The 12,959-nt window shown below is 73.7% G+C and carries 5 protein-coding genes; all 5 read right to left on the reverse strand.

Going from position 1 to position 12,959, the window contains the following annotated elements:
* The coding region (locus tag IE312_RS26400; RefSeq protein ID WP_189984817.1) for a type I polyketide synthase at positions 1–5,606 on the reverse strand (5,606 nt) is incomplete at its 3' end.
* Between the two features lie 50 nt (positions 5,607–5,656).
* Positions 5,657–6,520 carry an alpha/beta fold hydrolase gene (locus IE312_RS26405; protein WP_189984818.1) on the reverse strand — a complete coding sequence of 288 codons (864 nt, stop codon included), beginning with the start codon at positions 6,518–6,520 and terminating at the stop codon, positions 5,657–5,659.
* A gap of 90 nt (positions 6,521–6,610) precedes the next feature.
* A complete protein-coding gene (locus IE312_RS26410) occupies positions 6,611–8,182 on the reverse strand; it encodes a fatty acid--CoA ligase (protein WP_189984819.1) in 1,572 nt (523 codons plus the stop codon).
* Between the two features lie 46 nt (positions 8,183–8,228).
* Positions 8,229–9,686, reverse strand: a complete 1,458-nt coding sequence (locus IE312_RS26415; RefSeq protein ID WP_189984820.1) for a beta-ketoacyl [acyl carrier protein] synthase domain-containing protein — start codon at positions 9,684–9,686, stop codon at positions 8,229–8,231.
* Between the two features lie 4 nt (positions 9,687–9,690).
* Positions 9,691–12,959: SDR family NAD(P)-dependent oxidoreductase (locus tag IE312_RS38215; RefSeq protein WP_194704708.1), on the reverse strand; the 3,269-nt coding region annotated here is incomplete at its 5' end.

Raw genomic sequence — 12,959 nt, forward strand, 5'->3', positions numbered from 1 at the left:
GCCGCCAGGCAGCCCGTCGCCATCGACGACAGCACACCGTCGGGCCCGACTTCGAGGAACCTGGTGACGCCCGCCGCCTCCAGCGCCCTGACGCCGTCCAGGAACCGCACGGGCTGCCGCACGTGCCGGACCCAGTAGTCGGCGGAGCACAGGGTCTCCCCGTCGGCCGGCCGGCCGGTCAGGTTGGAGACGACGGGCAGGGCCGGCGGACGGTAGTCGAGGGACTCGGCGACCCGGGCGAACTCGTCCAGCATCGGCTCGACCTTCGCGGAGTGGAAGGCGTGGCTCACGGCCAGCCGCTTGGCCCGGCGTCCCCGCCGCCGCCACTCGGCCCTCATGCGTTCCGCCGCCTCCGCGTCGCCGGCGACGACCGTCGCGTCCGGGCCGTTGAGCGCCGCGACGTCCAGCCGGGCGCCGTGCTGCGCGATCCACTCGGCGGCTTCCCGCTCGGACGCCTCCAGCGCCACCATCGCCCCGCCGTCCGGCAGCCCGCCCATCAGCCGGGCGCGGCTCGCCACCAGCAGACAGGCGTCCGGCAGCGACAGCACTCCGGCCACGTGCGCGGCCGCGATCTCGCCGACGGAGTGGCCCAGCAGGTGGTCCGGGGTGACACCCCAGTGGCCGAGCAGGCGGACCATGGCCACTTCGAAGGCGAACAGGGCCGGCTGGGTCCACTCCGTACGGTCCACGAGGGGCGTCCCGCCGTCCGCCGCGTCGGCGAACATCACCTCGCGGAGCGGGCGCGGGAGGTGCGGGTCCAGGTGCGCGCACACCTCGTCCAGGGCCTGGGCGAAGGCGGGATGGGCCGCGTACAGGTCGCGTCCCATGCCCGCGTACTGGCTGCCCTGGCCGGTGAAGAGGAAGGCGACCCGGCCCGGGGTCACCGCACCCTGGACCACGTTCCCGGCGGGGGCACCGTCCGCCACGGCTGCCAGACCGAGGGAGAGTTCCGTACGGTCCGCCGCGAGCACCACGGCCCGGCGTTCGAACGCCGAGCGGGTGGCGGCCAGGCTGTGGCCGAGGTCGAGCAGACCGGCCCGCGTGGCCGCCGCGTGGGCGCGCAGCGCGTCCGCCTGGGCGCCGAGCGCGGCCGCGCTGCGGGCCGTCAGCGGCAGCGGTACCGGTCCGGTCGCCGGCTCCGGCTCCGGGGCCGACTGCGGGGCCGTGGCAGGGTCGCCGGCCCCGGCGTCGGCGTCCGGCGCCTCCTCGATCACCACGTGGGCGTTGGTGCCGCTGATGCCGAAGGACGACACGCCTGCCCGGCGGGGTCCGTCGGATCGCTCCCAGGGCACCGCCTCCTGCAGCAGCCGCACCTTCCCCGCGGACCAGTCGACGTGGCTGGTGGGACGGTCGCTGTGCAGCGTGCGCGGCATGACGCCGTGCCGCATCGCCATGACCATCTTGATGATGCCGCCCACGCCGGCCGCGGCCTGCGAGTGGCCGGTGTTGGACTTCAGCGAGCCCAGCCACAGCGGCCGGTCGTCGGGACGGTCCTGCCCGTACGTGGCCAGCAGCGCGCCGGCCTCGATGGGATCGCCGAGGACCGTGCCGGTGCCGTGCGCCTCCACGACGTCGACCTGGCCCGGGGTGAGCCGGGCCGCGGCCAGCGCGTCCCGGATGACCCGCTCCTGCGCGGGGCCGTTCGGTGCCGTCAGTCCGTTGGTCGCGCCGTCCTGGTTCGCCGCCGTGCCCCGGACCACGGCGAGCACCTGGTGGCCGCGGCTGCGGGCCTCGGAGAGCCGCTCCAGCAGCAGCACGCCGGCACCCTCGCCCCATCCCGTGCCGTCCGCGTCGGCGGAGAAGGCCTTGCACCGGCCGTCGGGCGACAGCCCGCGCTGGCGGCTGAACTCCAGGAACATCCCGGGCGTCGCCATCACGGTCACCCCGCCGGCCAGGGCCATCGAGCACTCGCCGCGCCGCAGGGCCTGGACGGCCAGGTGGAGCGCGACCAGCGAGGACGAACAGGCGGTGTCGACCGTGATCGCCGGCCCCTCCAGCCCGAAGGTGTAGGAGAGCCGGCCGGACAGCACGCTCGGGCTCGACCCCGTCAGCAGATAACCCTCCAGGTCCTCCGGTGCCTCGCCGAGCGGCGGCCCGTACCCGGAGGGCATCGCCCCGATGAAGACGCCCGTGCGCGTGCCGCGCAGCGTCTCGGGGACGATGCCGGCCCGCTCGAACGCCTCCCAGCCGATCTCCAGCAGGATCCGCTGCTGCGGGTCCATGCCCAGTGCCTCACGCGGGCTGATGCCGAAGAACGCCGGATCGAACCGGGCGGCGTCGTACAGGAAGCCGCCGGAGCGCGCGTAGGTGGTCTTCCGGTGCTCCGGTGAGGGGTGGTACAGGCCGTCCAGGTCCCAGCCGCGGTCGGCCGGGAAGTCGCCGACGGCGTCCCCGCCCTCGGCCACGAGACGCCACAGGTCCTCGGGGGAGGCCACCGCGCCGGGGTAGCGGCAGGCCATGCCGACGATGACGACCGGGTCGTCCTCGGGCCCGGAGGCGGCCCGCACGGCGGCGCCGTCGTCGGCGGACTTCGACAGCAGCTGCCGGATCCTGCGGGCCAGCGCCCTCGGCGTCGGGTGGTCGTAGACCGTGCCGACGGGCAGCTTCAGGCCGGTGGCCTCGACGAGCCGCTGGCGCAGCTGGACGGAGCCCAGCGAGTCGAATCCCAGGTCGCGGAAGGCCAGCCGGTCGTCGATCGCCTCGGGGCCGTCGTGTCCGAGCAGCAGCGCGGCGTGCCGGCGGACGAGGTCCAGCGCGTCCTGCTCACCGAGCGGCCCCGGCTGCGGCCGCTCGACGGCCTGCCGTTCCGCCTCCGGCACCGCCTCGGCCGGTACGGCGGGGAGCGCGGCGGACGCGGGGGGTCCGGCGGAGGCGGGTGTTCCCGGGGAGGCGGGTGTTGCGGGGGCCGCCAGCCAGTGCCGGCGGCGCTGGAACGGGTAACCGGGCAGCTTGACCCGGCGGGCGCCGGTCCCGGCGTACCCCTTCGCCCAGTCGACCGGGACGCCGTGCACATAGGCCTCGCCGGCGGACCGCAGGAAGCGCCCGAGGCCGCCCTCGCCGCGCTGCAGGGTGCCGAGGACGGCGGCCTCGACAGGCTCTTCGGGGGACGCCTGCGCCGCGTCCTCCAGGGTGTCCAGCATCCCGGCCACCAGCACCGGATGCGGGCTCACCTCGATGAAGACGGTGTGGCCCGAGTCCAGCAGCGCCCTGGTCGCGCGCTCGAACTGCACGGCCTCGCGCAGGTTCCGGTACCAGTACCCGGCGTCCAGACGCACCGTGTCCAGCGGGCCGCCGTCGGTGCTGGAGTAGAAGGGGATGTCCGAACGGCGGGGGGAGACGTCCTTCACCGCGTCGAGCACCTCGTCGCGGATCGCGTCGACCTGGGGCGAGTGCGAGGCGTAGTCGATCAGGATCAGGCGGCTGCGCACCCCGTCCCGCTCGCAGGCGGCGGCCAGTGCGGCCAGTGCCTCCGGGGATCCGCCGACGGCCGTCGAGCGGGGGCTGTTGACCACGGCCACGGACAGCTCGTCCGGGGAGCGCTCCAGATAGGGCAGGACGCGGTCGGCCGGCAGGGCCACGGACAGCAGCCCGCCGGTGCCGGCGATCCTGGCGATGGCCCGGCTGCGCAGGGCGACCGCGCGGGCGGCTTCGTCCAGGGTCAGGGCGCCGCAGACGTAGGCGGCGGCCAGTTCGCCCTGGGAGTGGCCCACGACGGCGTCGGGTTCGACGCCGTGCGCGCGCCACACGGCGGCCAGCGAGACCATGACCGAGAACAGCAGGGGCTGGACGACCTCCACGTCGTCCAGGCCCGGAGCCCCGGGGGCGCCGCGCAGCACGTCCGTCGCGGACCAGTCGACGTACGGGGCCAGCGCCCGTTCGCAGGCGCGCAGTTCCTCCCGGAACTCCCGGGAGCCCTCCAGCAGGCCGCGGGCCATGCCGGCCCACTGCGAGCCCTGGCCGGGGAAGACGAACACGACCTTGGCCGGATGCCGCGCGACGCCGCGTGCCGTGGCGGGGCCCGCCTCACCCGCCGCGAGCGCGTCGAGCGCCGCGGCGAACCCGGTGCGGTCACCGGCGACGACCACCGCCCGGTGGTCCATCGCCGTGCGCGTCGTGGCCAGCGACCGGCCCACGTCCTCGGGCCGCAGGTCCGGGCAGTGCGCCAGGTGTACGGCGAGGTCGCGAGCCTTGGCCTCCAGCGCGGGCCGGCTCCGGGCGCTCAGCGGCCAGGCCACGGCCTCCGGTGCCGGTGCCGGCGCCGTGCGCGACGCGTCCTGCCCGGCGGTCTCCGGGGCCGAACCGAGGACGACGTGGCAGTTGGTCCCGCCGATGCCGAAGGAGCTGACGCCGGCCAGCCGCCGCTCGCGCGGACCCGGCCAGGGACCGCGGTCGACCCGCACCTGGAGGTCCGCCGCGCCCTGGAGCGGACGGGGGCCGGGCGACGCGTAGTTCAGGCTCCCGGGGATCTCGCCGTTCCTGATGCTCAGGGCGGCCTTCAGCAGCCCGACGGCGCCGGCCGCGCCTTCCAGGTGGCCCACGTTGGTCTTCGCCGAGCCCAGGAGCAGGGGGGAGCCCGGCTCCCGGGATCCGGCGAACACCGAGGCGAGGGCGGTCGCCTCCAGCTCGTCACCGCGTGCCGTGCCGGTGCCGTGCAGCTCGACGTACCCGATGTCGCCGGGCCGGACCCCCGCGCGACGCTGGGCCGCCCTGATGACCGCGCTCTGGGCCGCCGGGTTGGGCACGCCGACGGCCTCGCCCCGGCCGTCGTTGTTGACCGCGCTGCCGAGGACCAGGCAGAGCACGTCGTCGCCGTCGGCGACCGCCCGGGACAGCGGCTTCAGGACGAACACCACGCCGCCCTCGCCGCGGACGAACCCGTTGGCCCGGGAGTCGAACGCGTAGCACCGGCCGTCGGGCGAGAGCACCCCGAAGCGGTCGGCGCGCAGCGCCGACTCCTCGACCAGGTTGAGGTGCACCCCGCCCGCCAGCGCGAGGTCGCACTCGCCGGAGCGCAGGCTCTCGCAGGCCATGTGGACGGCGACCAGCGAGGAGGACTGCCCGCAGTCCAGGGTCAGGCTGGGGCCCGCCAGCCCGAACAGGTGCGAGACCCGGTTGGCGATCATGCCGCGCTGCAGCCCGGTGAAGGAGTGCTGCGTGATGCTGTCCACCCCGTACCGGTTCAGCAGCGCGTCGTAGTCACCGGCGATGGCGCCGAAGAAGACACCGGCGGGGCTGCCCTGCACGTCCTGCGCGGGTATCCCGGCGTCCTCCACGGCCTCCCAGCTCAGCTCCAGCATCAGCCGCTGCTGCGGGTCCATCGAAGCGGCCTCGCGCGGCGAGACCCCGAAGAAGTGCGCGTCGAACTCGCCGACCCCGGACACGAATCCACCCCGGCCGGTGCGGCCGGACCGCGGCGCGGACGGCCCGCCCGCCGTCCAGCGGTCGGCGGGCACCTCGGTGATGCCGTCCCGTCCCTCGCTGAGCAGCTGCCAGAAGCTCGTCGGCCCGTCTGCCCCGGGCAGCCGGCAGGCCACGCCGACGACGGCGACCGGCTCGCTCCCGGTGCTCTGCGGGGGGCGTCCAGTGGATTCGGGCTGGCTGGTCATCGCTCTCACCTAGGTTCGTGATTACTGGTGGCTGACGAGTCCGGGCGGTGCTACTCGTCAGGTGTCGCTCCGTCGCCCACGGCGAACGCCAGCACCTTGGTGATCACGGTGCGGTCGCCCAGGATCCGGCGGTGCCCGAGCCCTTCCGTCTCCAGGAACTCGGCCCGGTCGCCGTACGCGGCGGCGATCCGGCGGCCCTGCTCCACGCTGACCTCGCGGTCGTCCCGGTCGTGCACCACCAGCACCGGCTGCTCGATCTCCTCGGGGCGGTGCACGGGCGAGAAGGCGTTCCACAGGTCCGGCTCCGACGCGAATAGCTGCTCGGTACGGCGCCGCAACTCCCGCGCGTACACCGGCCGCAGGCCCAGCTGCCGGCAGAACGTGCTCGGCAGGGAGGCGAATTCGCCCACGGAGGCTATGGACACCAACCGGTCCGCCTTGATGCCGCGGCGCAGCGCGAGGTACCCCGTGGTGCCGCCGAACGAGTGCCCGATGACGGCGCGGAACGGCCCGTGCTCGTCCTGCAGCTGCCGCAGCACGGCCAGGTGGTCCAGGATCGTGACGCCCCGGCCCTCGGAGTCGCCGTGACCGAAGGCGTCGTAGGACAGTGCGGGGACGCCGAGCCGCTGGAGCCCGTGGACGAACCCGGCGAAGTTGGCCGCCCGGCCGCCGAAGCCGTGGATGAGCAGCACGGGGTTGCCGCCCTCGCCCCAGCGGTAGGTCACCACCTTCTTGCCGTTCACGGTGATGTTCTCCACCACGGCCTGGTCGTGGACCGGCCGCTGGGCATCGCGCACCTTGTCGCGCGCGACCGGTTCGCAGAACAGCCGCCACACGTGACCGCCCAGCAGGCGGGGCGAGAGGTACGCGGTGGTGTTCAGCACCCTGCGCACGGCAGTGAAGGACGGGCTCATCGAATCACCTTGGAGTTCCTGCCGGCGGCCAGCGGGCGGCCGGCGTCGAGGGGAAGGCCGGCCCCGTGAGCGGGAGCGGCCGGACCACGCCTAGTTGACCTTGCGTTGCTGCCCTTGCCAGAACCTGTCACGCAGCTCCCGGCGGAGGATCTTGCCGCTGGGATTCCGGGGAAGGGTGTCGATGAACTCGTAGCCCGTAGGGATCTTGAAGTCCGCGATCCTCCCCTTCAGCGACATCATCAGTTCCCGCGGCGTCGCGGTCGTCCCCGGACGCAGGACCACGAACGCCCGTACCGCCTCCCCCCACCGCTCGTCGGGCACGCCGATCACGGCGCTCTCCAGGACCGCCTCGTGCTTGGCCAGCGCGTTCTCGATCTCGGCCGGATAGACGTTCTCCCCGGCGACGATGATCGCGTCCTTGATCCGGTCGCAGACGAAGAGATACCCCTCTTCGTCGAGGTAGCCGGCATCGCCCGTCATGATCCAGCCATCCACGAGGGTGCTCGCGGTGGCCTCGGGCAGGCCCCAGTACTCGATCATGTGCGCGGGCGTGCGCAGGCACACCTCGCCCACGGCACGTCCCCGCAGACGGTTGCCGTCCCGGTCCACGATCTTGACCTCGAAGCCGGGGTACGGCCGCCCGGCCGCCTGCATCCGCGGGCCGCCGACGACGTGCTCGTGGGGCGGCAGGCACACCGCGGTGTTGCCGGTCTCGGTGAGCCCGTAGATCTGCGCGAAGTCACAGCCGATCCGTTCCACGGCCTGCTCCAGGAGGCGCTCGGAGATCGGGGAGCCGCCGTAGACCACCTTGCGCAGCGAGGCGAAGTCCTCGTCGGCCGCGTCCGGTTCACTGAGCACCATCTGCAGCATCGAGGGCACCACGCACGCCGTGGTGATGCCGAGCTGCCGGATCTGCCGTACCGCCTCACCGCTGATGAACATCCGCAGGGCGACGTTGGTGACACCCGCGTTGAAACCCTGCGTGGCCCACCACAGCCCGCCGACGTGGAAGCCGGGGATGCCGATGAGGCTCACGTCGCCTTCCCGCCAGTCGATCCAGGACAGTCCCTCCGACGCCAGCGCGTCCCGCACCGCGAAGAAGCTGCGGTGGGCGAGCACCACTCCCTTGGGCAGCCCGGTCGTTCCGCTCGTGTACAGCTGGGCGACCGGGTCGTCCTCGTGCGCGGTCCGGTCCAGGTCCGTGTCCGGGTGGCCGGCGGCCCAGCCGAGGATGCCCGCGCCCGCGTCGCCGTCACGGTCCACGACGACGACCTGGACCCGGTCGGCCAGCGCAGCGATCGCCTTCTCGGCGAGCGCCCGGAACTCCTCCTCCACGAAGAGGACCTCCGTCCGCGAGTCCCGCAGGATGTGGTCCACCTCGCCGACGGTCAGCCGCCAGTTGATGGGCACCAGGATCGTTCCCGTCTTGGCGCAGGCGAAGAGCACCTCGTAGTAGTGCTCCGACTCCTTGCCGAGATAGGCGACCCTGGCCCGCTCCGACGCACCGGCCGCACGCAGCGCGTGCCCCAGGCGGTTGCTGCGCCGGTGCAGCTCGCCGTAGGTGACGGTCCGCCCCTCGCACAGCACGGCCGGGTGGTCCGGGCGGCGCCCGGCGTGGAAGGCCACGCTCGCGTCGAGCGTCCGCAGGTTCGGAAAGTACATCGCTGCTCCTCGGTTCCTCGTTCCCACACCGCGCGGCACTGCCGTCTCAGCTCCAGATGTTGTCGTCGGACCAGTGGCGCCGTCCCCGGCCCGCCGTGCCGCGCGGCGCGGGCCGGGGCTCCGGGTCCGCGGCCCCCTCCATCAGCACGTGCGCGTTGGTGCCGGTGAAGCCGAACGCGCTCACCGCCGCCGTCGGGGAGCCGGTCTGGGGCCACGGCACGGCCGTGCGGGGCAGCCGCAGACCGGTGCGGTCCCACGGCACCGCCGGGTCGGGGGTGTCGATCCCCGGCTGCGGCGGGATGACCCGGTTGCGCAGGGCGAGCGCCGTCTTGATCAGCCCGGCGGCCCCGGAGGCCGTCTCCAGGTAACCGAGGTTCGCCTTGGCCGAGCCCAGGTACAGCGGCGGGGCGTCGGCCGTGGCCCGCCGGTACGTCTCGGCGATCGCCTCCGCCTCGATGACCCCGCCCAGCTTGGAGCCGTTCGCCTGGGCCTCGATGTACTGCACCTGATGCGGGTCGACGGCGGCGTCCCGCAGCGCCTGCGCCATCACCCGGCGCTGCGCCACGGACGAGACGGCCGCCATCGCCGGCCGGTCCCCGTGCTGGTAGACGCTGCTGCCCTTGATCAGCGCGTACGGCCGGTCGCCGGCGGCCTCGGCGTCGCGCTCGCGCCTGAGCACCAGCACCCCGCAGCCCTCGCCCCGGACGTGACCGTCCGCCTCGCTGTCGAAGGGGCGGCTGCGTCCGGTGGGCGAGAGCATCCCCGCCTGCTCGAAGACGCCCGCCGTGAACGGCGCGAGCGTCAGGTGGCAGGCGCCGACGATCGCGACGTCGCACTCGCCGCGGCGCAGCGCGGACGTGGCCAGGTGGGTCGCGGTCAGGGCGGAGGAGCACGCCGTGTCGACGGTCAGCACCGGGCCGTTGAGACCCAGACCGGTGGCGACCCGGGCGGCCGTCGCGCTGAGCGCGCCGCCGGTGCCCATGTACGGGGAGAGCCCCTCGACCCCCAGGCCGTTGCGGAGCGCGGCGAAGCTGTACTCCACCGTGCTCACCCCGGCGAACACGCCCACCCGGGTCTCCGCGCGGTCGAACGGCGCCGCGTCCTCGAGCGCCTCGGCGGCACAGGTCAGCAGCAGCCGCTGCTGCGGGTCCATGTGCCGCGCCTCCTCGTCCGGGATGCCGAAGCGCTCGGCGTCGAAGACGTCGACGGCGTCCAGATAGGCGCCCTGCGCGAGCAGGCCGGCCAGCGGCGCCAGGTCCGGCGCCGCCACGTTCCACCGGGGACGCCCGGTGGAGTCCTTCGGGATGCCGCCCCGCTCGGCGAGGACGCTGCGACCCGCGTGCAGCGCCTCCCAGTACTGCTGGGGACCGTCGATACCGCCGGGGAACCGGCACGCCATGCCGACGACGGCGATCCGCTCGGTCTCCTGGCGGCGCTGCCGCGCGAGCAGGAGCACCAGCTGGGACTTGGACAGCTGCTGCAACGACTCGATGTAGTCCTTCACCCGGTCACAGCTCCATCATCGCGGCGAGCTCGGCGTCGGCCTCCGCGTCGGAGAGCGTCGCGACGTCGTCCGCGGTCTGCTCGTCCCCGGCCGCCGTCCGCTCGTCCTCGGCCGCCGTCTGCGGCACGAGCTGCTGCTCCAGGTACTCGGTGAGCACACCGATGGACGGGTGATCGAAGACGATCGCGGAGGACAGCGGCACCTGCAGGGCCGCTTCGAGGCTGTTCTTCAGTTCGACCGCGCTGAGCGAGTCCAAGCCCAGCTCGAGGAACTTCGCGTTGGCACCGACGTCGTCGGGCCCCTCGAAGTGGAGCAGACCGGCGATCCGGGCCCGGATCAGCTCGTTGACGGAAGCGAGCCGTTCGGACCTCGGCAGGGCGCGCAGCGCGTCCAGGTCGACGGTGCGGACACCGGCGCCGCCGGCCCCGGCCACCTCACGGTAGAAGGCGTTGGCGGCCGGCCGGCCCGAGACGAAGCGGTCCCAGTCGAACTCACCGATCATCAGGTGCGCGGCGGGCTTGCCGAGCGCCTTGAACATCGAGCGGGTGCCGTCGGCGGGCTTGAGGAACTTCATGCCCTGGGACTCGATGCTGCGGGCCAGCTGCTCGCTCAGTTCCGCGGCCATGCCCACCTCGGCCCAGGGGCCCCAGCTGATGCTCAGGCCCGGCAGGTCCTGTGCCGCGCGCCACTGCATGAGCGCGTCGATGAACGCGTTCCCCGCCGCGTAATTGCCCTGCGCGGCCGACCCGACCACCGAGGCGATCGAGGAGAAGCCGACGAAGAACGGCTCGCCCGGCAGGTCGCGCAGTGCCTCGTGCAGGTGCCAGGTCCCGTACACCTTGGGCTGGAAGACCTTGTCGATGCTCTCCCAGGAGAGGGAGGAGATCGGCATGTCCGCGAGGACGCCGGCGGTGTGCAGGACACCGCCCAGCGGGTGCGGGCCGTCCGCCACGAAGTCGACGAGCCGCTGGACGTCACCGGCCGAGGCCACGTCGCACCGCAGCGTGCGGACCCGTACGCCCTCGCCCAGCCCGGCGGCGAGCGCCGCGGCCTCCGCCTCGGGGACGGCCCGCCGGCCGACGAGGACGAGGTCCCGGGCGCCGAGGTCGACGAGCTTCTGCGCCATCACCAGTCCCAGGGCGCCCATACCGCCGGTGATCACGTACGGGCGGTCGGCCGTGATGGTCACCGGGCGCTCGCGGAGGCCGTCCTGCCGCTCGAAGCTGATCACCAGCTTGCCGACGTTGGCTCCGCGGCTGAGGACCGCGAACGCCTCCTCGATCTCGTCCAGGGTGTAGGCCGTCGTCGGGAGCGGCTGCACCGCACCCTCGGAGAGCAGCCCCGCCACCGTCTGCAGGATGCCCTTGTTGACCTTCTGCAGCTCCTCCTCGGCGAACTCGCTGAGGTCGAAGTTGTGGTACTCCACGTCCGGGCGTGCTGCGTGCGCCTGCTCGGCCGACCAGATGCCGATCTTGCCGAGTTCCACGAACCGGCCGCCCGTGCCGAGCGCCTTCATGCCGGCCGTGATGTAGTCCTTGTTCAGGCTGTTCAGGACGATGTCGACGCCCTTGCCGCCGGTGACCTCCAGGATCTGGTCGGCGAAGTCCAGGGTGCGCGAGTTGAAGACGTGCTCGATGCCCTGGGCGCGCAGCAGGTCCTGCTTGCGGGGGCTGGCGGTGGCGATGACCGTGGCGCCGGCGAGCCTGGCCAGCTGCACCGCGGCCTGGCCCACGCCGCCGGCCGCCGCGTGGATGAGGATCGTGTCGCCCTGCTTGATGCCGGCCAGGTCGTGCAGCGCGTAGTAGGCGGTGACGTAGGCGGTGGCCAGTCCCGCCGCCTCGGCGAACGAGATGTTGGCCGGCTTGCGCACCGCCATCGCCGACGGCACGGTGACGCGCCGCTTCATGCAGCCGAGGTGGCTGAGCAGCACCTCCTCGCCGGGACGGAACTCGGCGTCCGGGCCGGCCGCGACCACCGTGCCGGCGCCCTCGAAGCCGAGGTCGAGCGGCTGGTACTCGACGCCGCTCTCCTCCGCGTGGGCCTTGAGCAGCCCCAGGACGTTCAGCACGTCCTTGAAGTTCAGGCCCGCCGCGTGCACCTGCACCTGGATCTGGTCGCCCTCGGGTGCCACGTCCTCGACGGGCACGGGCCGGACGTTGGAGAACTCCCCGAACTCGGTGATGGCGAGTTCGAAGTTGGCGTCGTCCGTACCGGCCGGGTCGGCGCGGTGGATCCGGCGCACGTGCCGATGGCCGTCACGGAAGGCGACCTGGTACTCGTCCGGCTCGGCCGTCAGCAGCTCGTCGGCCAGGGCCTTGCCGTCGCCGCCGACCGGCAGGTCGACCAGCGTGGCCTGGTAGGCGGGGTACTCGTTCCACAGCGTGAGGCCGAAACCCCACAGCGTCGCCGCGGGCGAGACCTCCGGGGCGCGGTCCGAGCGGCCGGGGAGGTCACCGGGCAGCCGCTGGGCGCCCTCGGTGACCAGCCACAGCCGCTGGTCCCGCCCGAACGCCGCCTTCTCCAGCACGGCCAGGAGGTCCAGCAGCTCGCGGTAGTTGGCCTCGCACTCCGACCGCAGCCGCTCGGCGGTGACCGGGCCGGGGGAGCCCTTCCAGAACCAGCAGACGTCGGAGGGCCGCTCGCCCACCGGCCCGGCGGCCGCGTGCGCGTCCGGCGCGAACGTCAGCGAGGCGCCGCTCGCCGCCAGGTGCTCGCGCACGGACTCGAGGTCCGCCGCGTCCCGGCCGACGACCAGGATGCGCCGCTCGCCCTCGCCGCCCTGGCGGACCAGGGAGCGCTTCACCCAGCGCGGCTCGTGGAAGAGCTGCCGGCGCGGGGCGCCCGCGGCGGCGGTGACCTTCTTCAGCCGGAAGCCGTGCACGATGAAGACCGGCCTGCCGTGCTCCGTCAGGAGCATGTCGGCGGTCATCTCGCCGTCGGCGTTCTCCTCGCTGGTGAGCCGGACGTAGCTGCGCAGCTCGTCGCTCTTGGGCTTCTTCAGCAGCTGGAAGCGGCCGAAGCCGACCGGCAGGTAGGTGTTGCCGTTGTCCAGCACCCCGGCCAGCGACTGGGTGACGTTGTCGAGGACGACCGGCGGCAGGTGCTCCAGCGCGTGCGCGGCCCGGCCGCGCAGCCGGGCGACCGACACGTCGTCGCCCTGCCGTGCGATGTGCTCGATGCGCTGGAACTCCGGCCCGTAGGCGAGCCCGAGGTCGGCGAACTCCGCGTACAGGTCGTCGGGGCGGCGGGGCGACGACGGACGGCCCTCGGCTG

Origin of the sequence: Streptomyces capoamus (genome assembly GCF_014654935.1) — a bacterium.
GTDB classification, from domain to species: domain Bacteria; phylum Actinomycetota; class Actinomycetes; order Streptomycetales; family Streptomycetaceae; genus Streptomyces; species Streptomyces capoamus.